Annotated in this window: 13 protein-coding genes and 2 pseudogenes; 12 read left to right on the forward strand and 3 right to left on the reverse strand. The window is 62.5% G+C overall.

Annotation, left to right across the window (positions count from 1 at the left end; all coding sequences use genetic code 11):
• The 6 genes and pseudogenes from AC1DTN_RS36510 to AC1DTN_RS36535 form a co-directional block, all read left to right on the forward strand.
• Window positions 1–308, forward strand: a pseudogene (locus AC1DTN_RS36510) (class I SAM-dependent methyltransferase); the annotation flags it as partial.
• A gap of 149 nt (window positions 309–457) precedes the next feature.
• Window positions 458–1,093 carry a phage connector family protein gene (locus AC1DTN_RS36515; RefSeq protein WP_442205407.1) on the forward strand — a complete coding sequence of 212 codons (636 nt, stop codon included), beginning with the start codon at window positions 458–460 and terminating at the stop codon, window positions 1,091–1,093.
• Window positions 1,086–3,185 (forward strand): phage tail protein, encoded by a 2,100-nt coding sequence (locus AC1DTN_RS36520; protein ID WP_442205406.1) that lies wholly within the window; start codon window positions 1,086–1,088, stop codon window positions 3,183–3,185. Before AC1DTN_RS36515 ends, AC1DTN_RS36520 begins: the two co-directional genes overlap by 8 nt.
• Window positions 3,166–3,642 carry a hypothetical protein gene (locus AC1DTN_RS36525; RefSeq protein WP_442205405.1) on the forward strand — a complete coding sequence of 159 codons (477 nt, stop codon included), beginning with the start codon at window positions 3,166–3,168 and terminating at the stop codon, window positions 3,640–3,642. Before AC1DTN_RS36520 ends, AC1DTN_RS36525 begins: the two co-directional genes overlap by 20 nt.
• Window positions 3,635–4,147 carry a virion core protein, T7 gp14 family gene (locus tag AC1DTN_RS36530; RefSeq protein ID WP_442205404.1) on the forward strand — a complete coding sequence of 171 codons (513 nt, stop codon included), beginning with the start codon at window positions 3,635–3,637 and terminating at the stop codon, window positions 4,145–4,147. The genes AC1DTN_RS36525 and AC1DTN_RS36530 overlap by 8 nt, the downstream gene beginning before the upstream one ends.
• A gap of 8 nt (window positions 4,148–4,155) precedes the next feature.
• Window positions 4,156–6,696 (forward strand): hypothetical protein, encoded by a 2,541-nt coding sequence (locus tag AC1DTN_RS36535; protein ID WP_477924954.1) that lies wholly within the window; start codon window positions 4,156–4,158, stop codon window positions 6,694–6,696.
• 59 nt (window positions 6,697–6,755) lie between these two features.
• On the opposite strand, the gene AC1DTN_RS36540 is transcribed toward AC1DTN_RS36535, so the two are convergent.
• Window positions 6,756–6,992 carry an alpha/beta-hydrolase family protein gene (locus AC1DTN_RS36540; protein WP_442205402.1) on the reverse strand — a complete coding sequence of 79 codons (237 nt, stop codon included), beginning with the start codon at window positions 6,990–6,992 and terminating at the stop codon, window positions 6,756–6,758.
• Between the two features lie 158 nt (window positions 6,993–7,150).
• Between AC1DTN_RS36540 and AC1DTN_RS36545 the strand changes: the two genes are divergently transcribed.
• The 3 genes from AC1DTN_RS36545 to AC1DTN_RS36555 are packed head-to-tail and all read left to right on the forward strand — an operon-like array spanning window position 7,151 to window position 9,176.
• Window positions 7,151–7,486, forward strand: coding sequence for a hypothetical protein (locus tag AC1DTN_RS36545; RefSeq protein WP_477924957.1), 336 nt, complete (start codon window positions 7,151–7,153; stop codon window positions 7,484–7,486).
• Window positions 7,459–8,769, forward strand: coding sequence for a hypothetical protein (locus AC1DTN_RS36550; RefSeq protein ID WP_477924958.1), 1,311 nt, complete (start codon window positions 7,459–7,461; stop codon window positions 8,767–8,769). The genes AC1DTN_RS36545 and AC1DTN_RS36550 overlap by 28 nt, the downstream gene beginning before the upstream one ends.
• On the forward strand, window positions 8,766–9,176 hold the full coding sequence (locus AC1DTN_RS36555) for a hypothetical protein (protein WP_477924960.1): 411 nt from the start codon (window positions 8,766–8,768) through the stop codon (window positions 9,174–9,176). The genes AC1DTN_RS36550 and AC1DTN_RS36555 overlap by 4 nt, the downstream gene beginning before the upstream one ends.
• Window positions 9,177–9,243: 67 nt before the next feature.
• Here the strand turns inward: AC1DTN_RS36555 and AC1DTN_RS36560 are convergent, their stop codons facing one another.
• Window positions 9,244–9,915 (reverse strand): VOC family protein, encoded by a 672-nt coding sequence (locus tag AC1DTN_RS36560; RefSeq protein ID WP_477924962.1) that lies wholly within the window; start codon window positions 9,913–9,915, stop codon window positions 9,244–9,246.
• Between the two features lie 105 nt (window positions 9,916–10,020).
• Window positions 10,021–10,938 (reverse strand): LysR family transcriptional regulator, encoded by a 918-nt coding sequence (locus tag AC1DTN_RS36565; RefSeq protein ID WP_477924963.1) that lies wholly within the window; start codon window positions 10,936–10,938, stop codon window positions 10,021–10,023.
• 133 nt (window positions 10,939–11,071) lie between these two features.
• Between AC1DTN_RS36565 and AC1DTN_RS36570 the strand changes: the two genes are divergently transcribed.
• From AC1DTN_RS36570 to AC1DTN_RS36580, 3 genes and pseudogenes are all read left to right on the forward strand, one after another.
• On the forward strand, window positions 11,072–11,941 hold the full coding sequence (locus tag AC1DTN_RS36570) for an aldo/keto reductase family oxidoreductase (protein WP_477924964.1): 870 nt from the start codon (window positions 11,072–11,074) through the stop codon (window positions 11,939–11,941).
• Window positions 11,942–12,224: 283 nt separating this feature from the next.
• A pseudogene (locus AC1DTN_RS36575) lies at window positions 12,225–13,140 on the forward strand (carbon-nitrogen hydrolase family protein); the annotation flags it as partial.
• Window positions 13,141–13,678: 538 nt separating this feature from the next.
• A partial coding sequence (locus AC1DTN_RS36580; RefSeq protein ID WP_477924965.1) for a catalase occupies window positions 13,679–13,945 on the forward strand: 267 nt, incomplete at its 3' end.

The raw sequence follows: 13,945 nt of genomic DNA on the forward strand, positions 1-13,945 counted from the left end.
GTGTTCGGCAGGTGTTCGGCAGCCCGCCATACGACCCCGCGGGTGCGGCCTTCGGCTACGAGACGGCGGAGCGGCTGATGCAGGCGCAGTTTGGCAATGTCATCATGAGCGAGCATCCGGCGCACATGCGAATAACCGAGCCGGAAGACGTGTTCCTGGCGCTGACCTCCTATCCGCCGGGCGATCGGGCTGATGAGGCGGAGCTTGCGGCGTTTCGGGCGGCGATATCAGAGGCTTTCCGTGCGGGCGGCGGCGTGCTTGAGGTGGGCAAGGAGACGGGCTTATTTATCGGCCGCAAGGTGGGGTAAAAGGCTGCACTGTCGAAGGCCCCCTTGTGGGGTTTGGGGCGGGGGTCTTTTGTCCGCGTTCATCACGGCCAAACCGATGAAGGTATCGCCCCACTTCACCCTAACAACCATCCCCACGTTAGCCCTACCCCAACTGAAGAGGTTGGTTCATGGCTACCGTCGTCTCTATCTGCAATCTCGCCCTTTCCAATATCGGCAAGGACAATATCAACGATCTCACCGAAAAGAGCGCCGAGGCGCGCGCCTGCAATCAGTTCTATGCGCAGACCCGCGATGTACTGCTGCAATCCTTCCCTTGGGCTGTGGCGGGCAAGACCGTGGCGCTGGGCGCGCTCGACAATGACAAGCCGGGTGTGTGGCGCCACTCCTATGCACGGCCGGCCGATTGCCTGCAGATCCGCTGGATCAGGCCCCGTTATTCCGCCGATGCCGTCATACCGCCCGAAACACTGAAGCCCGATCTCGATGAGGCCGGGCGCGAGATGCAATATGCTTATGCGCTCGAGGGCGACCGGCTCTATTGCGATCTCTCGCCGGCGCTGCTGCGCTATACCTGCCGGCTCACCGACCCGACGAAATATTCGCCGCTCTTCATCGAGGCGCTCGCCTGGCATCTGGCCGTGCGCCTTGCCATGCCGCTGACGCGCGATCCGAAGATCCGCGCCGATGCGATGGCGCTGGCGCAGAGCAGCCAGCGGGCGGCCGAGCAGGCCGAGGCCAATCAGGTGAGGCACACGAGCGAGCGTTTCGTGAGCGAGCTGATCGCGGTGCGCGCCCATGGCTGATTTTCGCGCCTACCAGCCTTCCTTCACCGCCGGCGAACTTTCGCCCGCCCTCGGCGCCCGCGTCGATCTTACCAAATATCAGAGCGGCCTGCGCACGGCGCTGAATGTCTTCGTGCACCCGCATGGTGGTGTGTCGAACCGGGCCGGGCTGCAATTCGTCCACGAGATCAAGGACAGCTCGAAGCAGGCCCGGCTGATCCGGTTTCAGTTCAATACCGAGCAGACCTATATCCTCGAATTCGGTGACAAATACATCCGTATCTTCCGCGATGGCGGGCTGGTGCTGACGGGCGCCGCCCCTTACGAGGTTGCGACCGCCTATACGGCAGCAGACGTGCAGGACCTCGTGTTCGTGCAGGAAGCCGACGTGCTCTACCTCTGCCACGTCAATCACCCCGTACGCAAACTCGGGCGGCTGGCCGACAACAACTGGACACTGACGACGGTCCAGTTCAAGCCGCTGATCAACCCGCCGGCAGGAACACCTGTCGTCACCAAGCCCGGCGATACAGCAGGCAAGCCGGGTTATGTGGCAACCACATACCGCTACCGTGTCTCTTCCGTCGCCGATAGCGGCGAGGAAAGCCTGCCGTCCAATGCCGGCGCCACCGTCAACGACCTCGCCATCCAGGGCGGCATTAACCGCGTGGCCTGGAGCGCCGTTGCGGGTGCGGCGCGCTATATCGTCTACCGCGACGATAACGGCATTTTCGGCTATGTCGGCGGCACGACGGGCCTGAGCTTCGATGACGAGAACATCACGCCCGATCTCTCCGACACGCCGCAGAGCGGCCGCAACCCTTTCGATGCGGCGGGCAATTATCCGCGCTGCGTCACCTTCATCGAGCAGCGCCTCGCCTTCGCCTCGACACAGAACGACCCGCAGGCAGTCTGGCTCAGCCAGTCCGCCAATTACGAAAATTTTGGCGTCTCCTCGCCCGCAAAGGCAAGTGACGCCGTGACCTTCCGCATCCGCGCCCGGCAGGTGAACGAGATCCGCTCGATGATCTCGGTACGCGGCCTGCTGCTTTTGACCTCCGGTTCCGAATGGATCGTCACCGGCGGCTCGACCTCGGATGCGATTTCCCCCTCCGCCATCAAGCTCGATAACCAGGGCTATCGCGGAGCCGCCAAGGTGCAGCCGATCGTCGTCGGCAATACGGTGCTTTTTGCCCAGCGCCTTGGCGGCGTGGTGCGCGATTTCTCCTATGACTATACGCAGGACAGCTATGTCGGGAAGGATCTGACGATCCTTGCCCGTCACCTCTTCAAGGGCCGCGAGATATCAGCCTGGGATTATGCCCAGGCACCCGACTCCGTCGTCTGGGTGGTGCTTGATGACGGGGCGCTGGTGTCGCTCACCTACATGAAGGAGCAGGATGTCTGGGCTTGGACGCGCCACGAAAGCGGCCCCGGCAACGATGCCTTCTTCGAGGATGTGACCGTGATCGAGGAAGAGGGCGAGGACGTGCCCTATTTCATCGTCCGGCGCACGATCAATGGCCAGCAGAAGCGCTATATCGAGCGGCTGCACAGCCGCGCCTTCGAGGATGTGCAGGACGCCTTCTTCGTCGATTGCGGCCTCACCTATTCCGGCCCGCCGGCGACGGTGCTGAACGGGCTAAACCATCTCGAGGGCCAGACGCTCGTGGCGCTCGCAGACGGCAATGTCGTGCGCAATCTCACCGTCACAGGCGGCAGCGTGCGGCTGCGGAACGCGGCATCGAAGATCCATGTCGGCCTGCCGGTGACGGCGGCGATCGAGACGCTCGATCTCGATGTCGGCCAGGTGCAGGGCCTCGGCACCGTGCAGGGCCGCAGCAAATCCATCTCCGAAGTGACCTTCCGGGTGGAAAACACCCGCGGCATTTTCACCGGCCCTCAGGACGGCGAGCGCGACGGCGGCACGTTGGTGGAATACAAGCAGCGCCGCAACGAAAACTGGAACGAGGCGATCAGCCTCTATACCGGCGATCTCACCATCACCCCTTATTGGGACTGGAGCACCAGCGGCGCCATGTGGGTGAAGCAGTTCGATCCGCTGCCGATGACCATTCTCTCCATCATGCCGGATGTCACCCTTGGCCGCTGAAATCGCCATTATCGAGGCGCGGCCGAGCCATGTCAGGCAGATTGCCGCGCGCATGCGCTCAGCCGACCGCCACGAGGTTTTCGCCGCCTCCGGCCGCTCGCCGCTTTCGGCGCTCTCCTTTTCCTACCGCCACTCCTCTCAGGCGTGGACCGCCCTCTTCGATGGCCGGCCGGAGGTGATGTGGGGTGTCGGCGATATCAACATCCTGACCGGTATCGGTGCGCCCTGGCTGCTCGGCACGGACGCGGTGGAGAAGAATTTCCGCGGCTTTCTCAAGATCTCGCGCAATTGGCCGGCTCAACTGTTGAGCCGCTACGGCTTGCTTCGAAACTTCGTGGATGCGCGCAATACGATCTCCCTACGCTGGCTCGAATGGCTGGGCTTCCAGCTGTTCGAACCCGTCGAGATCAACGGGCATCCATTCCGGCTATTCGAAATGGGAGAAGCGGATGTGTGATCTTGGTCTTGCGCTGACACTGGGGTCGACGCTTCTCGGCGCCGCCGGCCAGGTGCAGCAGGCAAAGGCGACGGCGGAGGCGAACAAATACAACGCCCAGGTCGCCGAAATGAATGCGCAGATCGCCGACAAACAAGCGAAGGACGCGATCGAGCGCGGCAAGCAGGAAGAGCAGCAGAAGCGCCTGCAGACCTCCCAGCTCGAAGGCCGCCAGAAAGCCGCGATCGCCGCAAACGGCGTCGATCTCTCCTTCGGCTCGCCGCTGGATACGATCGTCGACACCGCCAAGATGGGGGAGATCGATGCGCTGAACGTGCGCACCAATGCCTATCGCGAAGCCTATGGCTACAAGGTGCAGGGCACCAACCAGCTGGCAAGCGCCAAGCTGGACCGCATGCGCGCCGACGCCGCTGTGAAAGGCGGCTATCTCGATGCCTTCGGCACGATCCTCGGCGGCACGGGCAAGGTCTACACCCAGGCAAAGACCCTGGGCTATATCAAGTGAGGTGATGCATGCCGACAGTTCCGACCTATCAGGATACGCAACAGCACGTCCCGCTGCGCCCCGAATATACCGAGGGATTCACCGTGCAGGCCGATGCAGAGGCTTTCGGCTCCGCCATCGGCAAGGGCATGCAGGGGCTCGCAACCGGCATGGGCACGCTCGGCGAAGCCGTGGTGGAGGTGGAGAAGCTTGATAATGCCAATGCCGCCAAGGATGCACAGACGAAGCTCAACGACTGGCAGCGCGAGCAGCTTTACGGCAAGAGCGGCTTCCTGACGCTGACCGGCCGCGCCGCCGTGGAAGGCCGCGCCACCTTCGAAAAGCTTGCCGAGCAGAAGCGCGCCGAATTCGGCAAGGGCCTGACGCCGGGTGCCGCCCGCACCTATGAAGAGACCAGCCGCGCCAGCATGAACACGTTGCTGGACAGCACGATCCGCCACACATTCGACCAGCGCAAGGCATGGTTTGCCGAGACCTCGGCCAACAGCATCAAATCCGCCAGCGCCAATGCCGTCGCCGTCTATAGCGATCCGGCCAAGGTCGATGCCGAAATCCGCAAAGGCGTCACCGAGATCGAGCATCAGGGCCACATGCAGGGCTGGAGCAAGGAAAAGCTCGACCAGGAACGCGCCCGATACGTCTCCGACACGACGAGGAACGTGGCGCTGCGCATGGCCAATGACAGCCCCATCGAGGCCGAGCAATATGTCAAGGACGCCGGCGACAGGATGCTGCCGGCCGACAGCACCGCAGTGCTGATATCGCTGGAACCCGCAGTCCAGGACGAAAAGGCCAGACACAACGCCACCGACATTATCGCCGGCCGGCTGCCGACCTATACGGGCGCGCCGGATGCCGGTGCCGGCCCCTCGCCCGCCGCACCGGCTGCAAACGCCGATGCCGTCACGGGCGGCCGGCCACAGACAGGTGGCCCCACTCAGCCTTCCGTCGCAGGCGCAAGAACCACCGGCCTCGAAACGGATGGCGCCGGCAGCACAACCGGGAGAGCACGCACGCTCGGCGCGCGGCCTTCGGCGGGCAAGACCGCAGCCCTGCAAACCGCCGGCAATCGAACCGCTGTCTCGCCAACCACCAGCCCGCAGTCAGACACGCCTCAGCCCAAACCCCGCCAGCCTAGCGGCCCCGAAGATTTCCGCACTGTCGCCGCCACGCTCGCCTTCCCCGGCAAAGCGAAGGACGATCTGGCACTGGCAGGCTTCGTGAAAAATGCCGCCGGCAACACGGTCGATCCCTCGCTCAGGGGCTGGCTGAGCGATGTCACAGGCGCCCTCCTGGGCACCGCCGCAGCGCCTACCAATCTCGTCGGCAGCGCTTCTGCCGACGCCACAAGCTTCCGCCATTTCGGCCTGCCGACGCAGACACCCCGCCCCGGAGACATCGTCGTGCTCGGCCCGCAGCAAAAGAAAGGCGCCGGTAGCAACAACGGCACCGACAAGGGTCAGATCGGCTTCTTCCGCGGCTACGATGCCGACGGCAACATCCTCGTGCTCGGCCCCGATCCGAGGCAAACAGGCGATACGGCGCTAACCGCCCACGCCGCAAACGAGGTCGTCAGTTTCCGCACATCCGGCACCGTCGACGAAAAGACCATGACCCTGCCGAACTACAATCCCGAGGGCCTGCGCAGGATCGAAGAGAGCCTGAACAGCATCACCGACCCGGCGCTGCGCGCCGCCACTGAAGCCCAGCTCAACGCCTATACCGTCTCGCAGAAGAAGGCGCTCGACGCCCAGCGCGTGCAGGTGCAGGAATGGGCAAACAACCAGGTCATCGCAGACCCGACCTTCGACCCGACGAAACTGCCCGTCCACATCCAGCAGGCCATCGGCCCATCCGGCTTGCTTACGCTGCGCGACTACAAGGAAAAGGTCCGCGCCTATGGCCAGCCGGCGACGGATACGCAGACGCTCTACGACCTGCAGACCGAGTTCGCCAGGGATCCGGCCGCCTTCTCGCAAATCGATCTCCTCGAATACCGTCCCAAGCTCTCTGACAAGGATTGGGAAAAAGTCACCGGCTGGCGACAAACGGCACTCACCGACCTGCGAAAGGCCCGGCTCGAAAGCCTCGATATCAATACCGCCTTCGAACTCGCGAAACCCCAACTGGAAGCTCTTGGCCTCCTCACTCAGGACGGCGGCTTCGCCACCTCCTATAGTGTCCCGCGCCGCGTTGCCGAATTCCGGTCAGCACTCCTCGATCAGATGGATGTATTCAAGGACAAGAACGACGGCCAGAACCCGACCCAGAGCGATACCCAGAAAATGATCAACCGCCTGCTGTTCCCGATCGTCGTCAGCACGCCGAACTCTTTTTTCAGCGGCGGAACTCCCGCAAAGAGCTCCGGCTACCTCTATCAGGTCAACTCGCTTACCGACGATCAGAGCTACGATATCGCCGTGCAGTATGAAGATATTCCGCGCGATCTCAGGATGGAGTTTGAAGCCGAACTGACGAAGAAAAACGGCAAGAAGCCTACGCAGGATGAAGTTGCAAACGAGTATGAATTATTCATGCTCAATCGCTGACACCCTGCATCAGTGAAAACCAAACGTCTTTATCCTCGCAGGAAAGCATGGCCAACGCCTCACTTCCCAACTGACGCCTTCTCGAACTGAACCTTGAGCCGCTCCACCGCCTCGGGCGACCACCCCGGCGGGTCCGTCACCGCAAGCCACGCGTCGACATAGTGCTGCGGCGCATAGACATGGCCGTAGCCCATCGGTGATGTCGTGGCGATCATGGCGTCGAAGCCGAGCTGAAGGGCCGTGACGATCGGATACCAGCGGAAAGCTGACAAGACATCAGGACTTCTCTCACCCACATGAAAACGCAGCGATCAAGGCGCCTGCTGTCACGGCCGCGAACAAGGCCCGTCTGCCCGGTGACGAAGCAAGACCATCTCGCGCTCGAAGCGGATTGGCCAGGTCAGGCCGACAACCTTCCTGAGCCTATGGTTCAGGAAACCAGAGGTACAATCACATGACCATTTCGAGCGAGATAAACCGATCCGGCCCCTATAATGGGGACGGCGTCGCCACGGCTTTCGAATACAAGTTCAAGATCCTGGAGCCCCGTCATCTGCAGGTGATCCGGACGGATGCATCGGGCACGGATTCAATCCTGGTGCTCGACGCCGATTACACTGTGACCGGCACTGGCAATGATGGCGGCGGAAGCGCGGTCATCGTCCCCGCCCCGGCGGCCGGCACCAAGATAACTTTGCTGCTGGACGTGCCCTTTACCAGGAAACCGACCTGGAAAACCAGGGCGCCTATTATGCGGAGACCGTGGAGCAGGCGCTCGACCTCGTTGTGATGAGGCTCCAGCAGCTCAAGGAAAGAGCGGCCCGCGCAGTCACCATTCCGCCGTCATTCGATTCAGCAACGATCGACAAGCTGATTGCAGACGTTCTGACGCTCAGCGACAAAGGCGATGCGCTCGAGGCCGTTGCCGCCGTCTCGCAATATCTGGAGACTGTGGCAGGTATTTCCGATGATATCGAAGCCGTTGCCGGCCTGACGCAGACAACCGTGCAAAAGGCGGCGGAAGCCGCTCAGTCAGCGGTAGATGCGAATGGGAGCGCTGGGCTGGCGGCTGCCTATGCAACGAATCCGGAAGATACTGCGATCCCCGGTTCGGCCGGGCTGTTTTCCGCCTTCCACTGGTATCGAAAGACGCTGGCGATCTACAATACCGTCGCCAACACCCTCGCCGGCTGGCTTCACGCAGCGCCCGCAAAGACCGACATCGTCGACGGCGACGAGTTCGCCATTGCCGACAGCGCGGCAGGCTGGGGCCTGAAAAAGGTTCTCGCCGGCAGCATTGTCAAATATGTGGCCTTGGCGCTCGGCCTGGACTTCATGGTGGGCTTTATCCCGGCCTGGGCCAGCGCCACATCCATCACTATCGGCCCCGGCATCGGCTTCTTCGGCGGCAAGCGGCATTCCACCACCGTTGATACCACGAGGCAGCTTTCGGCCACTTTTGGCACGGGTACGGGTTTCCTTGACACCGGCGTGGGGCAGGCCTCCAAGACCTATTTCATTTATGCTGTCAGGAACCTCAGCACCGGTGCCACTGACTTCGTGGCAACTCTCAGTGCGACCGAAGCGGGTGTTTCCTTGACCAACCTGACGGGCTGGGAGCTGCTCCCCGGTAGTCGTGTGGGTATCCTGTTGACCAACGCCAGCGCCCAGATCTACCGGTTCAAGCAGACTGGGAACTTCGTTCAGACAACCGCATCAACCGAGGTCAACACCTCGGCCGCCTTTAYGAACGACAATATGAGGTTTGCCTTTTGGCCTGTCGGGGTTCCGGTCCTGGGACGGGCAAACAGCAACATCGTGGCCAACAGCACCAACGGCGTTATTACCCTCAAAGGCGGTGTTGCGACGGCGGCTGACACAGTGGGCGAGAATGAGCTGCTTATTCAAGCCAACAACGGCACGGGCACTATCGCTATCGGCGACACATGGGATATCCACACCCGCGCTGATGGGACCTTTCGCCTTGTGGGATCCAGCCCGGGTGGTCTCATTAGCATCAGCATTTCATCGTCCGGCTGGACTGACTACACCTGTAAGAGGCTATGGAGATGACAACAGTTTACGTTGACCAGGATAAAGACGGGAATATTAGGGCGGTCTATGCTTGCGATCAGATTGGGCTTTCTCTCACCCCTCACGACGACCAGGAACCCTTAATCGCCAAATTCCTCCGCGACCCGCTCGGCCTCGAAGATGCCTTCCCTTCCCTCAAGAAATGGCAGCTCTGGCTCGCTGCACTCGAACTCGAGCCGCCGGTTTTCAAGGCCGATGTCCTCTCCCTCGTCAACGGTATGGCTGACATGTCGGTGAAGGGCAAGGAAACCGTGCGCATTATGATCGAGGACGCACAGGAATATTCCCGCAACGATCCTCGCATCGATCTGCTCGCGGTGGCCATGGGCATTCAGCCGAACCAGATGGACGATCTCTGGAAATGGGCGGCCCAGATCGAGCCTTGATGATGTGAGCTGCCGTAAAATGGTCGGCGGGGCCAGCCAATCCGGCCGGCCCCGCTCGCCAATGATTTCATTGCGGCAGCGGCTTGCCCGTCTGCTCGGCCATCATGTATTCCGCATACCAGTCCGGCCAGTTTTCGTCATGCTTGCCGCCATTGCGCTTCTCATGCTCGCCATGGGCTTCGGCTGCCCGGCGCAGCCCTGCAGCAAGGTCTTTCGCCGTGCCGAAGACGGCAAGGTCGGAGGTGATGCGACCCGGCAGCCGGGCGGTGATTTCCTGGAGGAGCCAGCCATTGCCGTCAGGGTCGTTGAAGGAAGCGAAGGAGCGGTAGCTGCCGTGGTCGGGATCGGGGCCGCTGACCCGGCGCCGGCCGAAGAGATAGGGCACGTCAGGCCCGCTATAGACCTCGCCTTCAGGATGGAAGGCCTCGCTGACCTCCACACCGCGCTCCCGCAACTCTTTGCGGGTCGCCTCGATATCGGAGACGATGAGATAGAGCCCCTGCGCGGAGCCTGGTGCCGCCGGTGTCACGTTTTTCCCGAAGATGACGGAGGCGTTCGAGCCCGGCGGGGTGAACTGGATCACCCGGTAATTGTCACCAGAGGAATAATCGGCATCGAGGCGCCAGCCGAGCCCGCCGTAAAATGCCTTGGCCCGGTCGACATCCGAAACGGGCACGACAATGATCTCCAGCTTCATCTCGCTCGTGCCGTTGCCGGTCATATTGCTTGCGCTGCTCATGATCTTCCCCCTCCATTGTCACTACGACGGTGCTGTTGATGATGGCGATGCGGCGAATGCATCGCCCGCCCCCACTCTACCACGTTGCGGGCCGATGATCTCTGCTCACGCCTCCCGCGGCATCGCCTTGACGAAATCGATGAAGGCGCGCAACGGCGCCGGCACCAGCCGCCGGCCGGGATAGTAGAGGAAAGGGCCGGAAAAGCTTTCCCACCAGGGCTCCAGCACCGGCTCCAGCGCGCCGCTTGCAAAATAGGGTTTCAGCCAATCCTCGAAGGTGAAGACGACGCCGGTTCCGGCAACGGCCGCATCGACGGCGAGATCCGTGCCGCCGCCATTCTGGACGATCAGCGGGCTCGGCGGATCGACCCTGATGATCTCACCATTGCGCTCGAACTCCCAGACCGGGATGGCGCGGCCGGCAAAACGCCCGCGGATGCAGGCATGTCGAAGCAGATCCCGCGGATGCTCCGGTCGCCCGTGTTCTGCGAGATAGGCGGCTGAAGCACCGCCGGCATAACGCTGGACGCGCGGGCCGATCGGCACCGCAATCATGTCCTGTTCCAGCCGCTCGTCATAGCGGATGCCGGCATCGCAGCCCGCGGCAATGATATCGACGAAATTCTCCTCGGTGACGATTTCGAGGCGGATATCCGGATAGCTCTTCAGGAACGCCGGCACGATGCGCGGCAGCACCAGTCGCGCCGCGCTGACAGGCACATTGAGCTTCAGCGTACCGGCCGGCCGATCGCGAAAATCCTTGACGAAATCGAGCGCCGCATTGATCTCGCTGAAGGCGGGGCCGAGCCGCTCCATCAGCCCGCGGCCGGCCTCCGTCGGCACCACGCTGCGTGTCGTGCGATTGAGCAGCCGAACGCCAAGTTCCGCCTCCAGCCGCCGCACCGCATCGCTGAGCGCCGATGAGCTCATATGCCCTGCCCGCTCCGCCTCGCGGAAACCACCGGCCCTTGCCACAGCGAGAAAAGCGCTGACATCACTGATTTCTGGCGAACCTTGCTTCATAATCCTGATCTCACCGATTGTCCTCCATACAGGACAGCCCGTCCGGATTATAGCCGATTGTCGCAGCAATGATACGGGCCTATCTCCCTCGTGCCTTCAATCGGGGCCTGCCTTCAATCGGAGAAGAGATTTCATGTCCACTGTCGAAAAATCCGGAACCTTCAAGCTCGGTGACCGCACGGTAAAGCGGCTCGGCTATGGTGCCATGCAGCTCGCCGGCAAGGGTGTCTTCGGCCCGCCGCGGGATCGAAACGAGGCGATCGCCGTGCTGCGCGAAGCAGTCGAAAGCGGCGTCGACCACATCGACACCAGCGATTTCTACGGCCCCTTCGTCACCAATGAGATCATCAGGGAAGCGCTGCACCCCTATAGAGACAATCTCGTTATCGTCACCAAGGTCGGCGCGCTGCGCGGCGCCGACGCCTCCTGGAATCCGGCCTTCTCGAAGGAAGAGCTGACCGCAGCAATCCACAGCAACCTGAAAAACCTCGGCCTCGACGTGATCGAGGTGGTGAATCTGCGCGCCATGTTCGATGTGCGCGGCCCGGCCGAAGGCTCGCTCGAAGCGCCGCTGACCGTTCTGGCTGAGCTGCAGCAGCAGGGCCTGATCAAGCATATCGGCCTGTCGAATGCCACGGCAAAACAGGTGGATGACGGCCGCAGGATCACCGGGATCGTCTGCGTCCAGAACCAGTATAACCTTGCCAACCGTGAGGATGACGCGCTGATCGACAAGCTCGCAGACGAAGGCACGGCTTACGTGCCGTTCTTCCCGCTCGGCGGTTTCTCGCCCCTGCAGTCCTCGACGCTCTCGGATGTCGCCGCCCGCCTCAGCGCCACGCCGCTGCAGGTGGCGCTCGCCTGGCTCCTGAAGCGCGCGCCGAACATTCTGCTCATCCCCGGCACATCCTCGCGTGGTCACCTCAGGGAAAACCTCGCAGTTGCCGATATCGAACTGCGTGATGATGTAATGGCTGAGCTCAACGGCATTGCCGCTGCGTAAGGCGCCTGACTCTACGCAAGGCAAACCGACGGCGGCGGATCATCCGCCGCCGTCCAGGAAGTCGCGTCACAGCCTCCTCACAGGCACCTCCCCAGATTGACGAATCGCGCCGGCAGCGACATCTTCTGGGTCAGGCGTGGCCTGCGCCCAACCTCCATCGATCCTCCCCGGCAGGGTCTTTTAAACGGAGGCAAAGGGACTTCCGTCTCGGGTTCGAAAACCTTGGTCCGATCGCTCGGGCTGGTTGCCGGGGAACATGCGCCCGTGACGGAAAGGCCTGACAATGACCCGAAACGGAAACTTCAAACGCAGGGTGCGCACCCGCGCCGCAAAGACCGGCGAATCCTATACTTCAGCCCTCAGCCACATCCGCGCACCGCAAGCAACATCCCGAACAGAACCGCAAGCGGATGAGCCCGCCGGCAAATCCCTGCGGCTGGCGGTCGCCCAGACGACGGTCCGCCTTGACCCGCGCGATGCCGACGCCTTCCGCGCCAACGGCGCCGAAATGCGCCGCCTCATGCGCCAGGCACGCGATGCCGGCGCCCGCCTCCTCCACTTTTCCGAGGGAACGATCTGCTTTCCCCACAAGCGCATCCTCTCCGAAATCGGCCCCGCCGAGATCGGCGCTTCCGACTGGAAGCCGTTACCAATGGGAGGTTCTGCGCGAGGAGCTGGAGGAGACGAGAGAGCTCGCAAAGAAGCTGAAACTTTGGACGGTCTTCGGCGCACCCCACCGGCTGACCCCGCCGCACCGGCCGCATAACAGCCTCTATGTCATCTCTGACAGGGGCGAGTTGGTGACGCGCTATGACGAGCGCCTGCTCTCCCACACGAAGATCTCCTTCATGTATTCGCCGGGCAAGATCCCCGTCACCTTCGAAGTGGACGGCCTGCGCTTCGGCTGCGCTGCCGGCATGGAGTCGCATTATCCCGAGATCTTCATCGAATATGAAAGGCTCGATGTGGACTGCGTGCTTTTCTCGACATCGGGAGAAACACCCTCCGCAGCCCCGCCCTTTGCCGCCGAAGTGCTGGGTCTGGCCGCCAGCAACACCTATTGGGTCAGCTACGCCTCCCACGCCCCGCAGAGCGTGATCGCGCCTCCGGGCATCGCCGCCCCCAATGGCCAATGGGCGGCCCTCTGCCCAGCGGACGGCACACCCGGCATCGCCTTTGCCGACATCGCCACCAATCCGTGGAAAGCCCAGCCTGTCGGTGCCCGGCAAAGCGGTCTCGAGGCGCTCGTCGCACCCGTGCGGCCTACGAAGAAGCCGGCTTATCCACTGACGTCCTTTGCGGACTACATAAGCTGGACGACAGCCGACGGCGCGCCCTTCGACCCGTGGGTGCGCAAGCATTGGCAGCTTGGAGCCCGTCTCGTGAAAATCGCCCCGTGCTCGATGCGGGTTCAGGCGCCGCTGTCGCAATGGACGGGATGGAGCGGGCTACGCTTCCCCGTATCAGGGCCGTATCACGTAGAGGGCGGACTGGCGCCGCTAATGGCCGATTGCGAGACCGGCCTCGGGCTCTATGAGGAGCCGAATGTCTGGATGCGGCATAGGCTGGAGGTTTCCGCGCGCTGATGGTGCGGACGGCTGTCAGGCATGTCGCCAATCGATGACACCGAGGCTATGGGCATAAAAAGCGCACGCTGCAGCGTTCGCCAACGCCGTTTCCCCGGACAGGAACAATCAACAGTCGAGTGCATTCCCTCATCGACCCAAGGAGGGACCAATGTCACGCAAGACCGAAAAAACAGCCGCATCCGCCACAGTGACCATCCACGATCAGCGCCTTCACAGGGGCGTCGGCGGCGAGCTCCACCAGATCGCCGAAGACGGCGCCGAGGTCTTGACGACGTCACAGGGCGCCCCCGTGGCGGACGATCAGAACACGCTGAAGGTCGGTCCGCGCGGACCAGCCCTGATGGAGGATTTCCATTTCCGCGAAAAGATATTCCACTTCGACCATGAGCGCATTCCCGAGCGTGTGGTCCATGCC

This window comes from Rhizobium sp. 01T444 (assembly GCF_056398305.1).

Coding starts and splice junctions, on each gene's coding strand:
- AC1DTN_RS36555 (WP_477924960.1), top strand. CDS start 8,766: ATGACAACAGTTTACGTTGACCAGGATAAAGACGGGAATATTAGGGCG.
- AC1DTN_RS36520 (WP_442205406.1), top strand. CDS start 1,086: ATGGCTGATTTTCGCGCCTACCAGCCTTCCTTCACCGCCGGCGAACTT.
- AC1DTN_RS36515 (WP_442205407.1), top strand. CDS start 458: ATGGCTACCGTCGTCTCTATCTGCAATCTCGCCCTTTCCAATATCGGC.
- AC1DTN_RS36545 (WP_477924957.1), top strand. CDS start 7,151: ATGACCATTTCGAGCGAGATAAACCGATCCGGCCCCTATAATGGGGAC.
- AC1DTN_RS36530 (WP_442205404.1), top strand. CDS start 3,635: ATGTGTGATCTTGGTCTTGCGCTGACACTGGGGTCGACGCTTCTCGGC.
- AC1DTN_RS36565 (WP_477924963.1), bottom strand. CDS start 10,938: ATGAAGCAAGGTTCGCCAGAAATCAGTGATGTCAGCGCTTTTCTCGCT.
- AC1DTN_RS36535 (WP_477924954.1), top strand. CDS start 4,156: ATGCCGACAGTTCCGACCTATCAGGATACGCAACAGCACGTCCCGCTG.
- AC1DTN_RS36570 (WP_477924964.1), top strand. CDS start 11,072: ATGTCCACTGTCGAAAAATCCGGAACCTTCAAGCTCGGTGACCGCACG.
- AC1DTN_RS36560 (WP_477924962.1), bottom strand. CDS start 9,915: ATGAGCAGCGCAAGCAATATGACCGGCAACGGCACGAGCGAGATGAAG.
- AC1DTN_RS36525 (WP_442205405.1), top strand. CDS start 3,166: ATGTCACCCTTGGCCGCTGAAATCGCCATTATCGAGGCGCGGCCGAGC.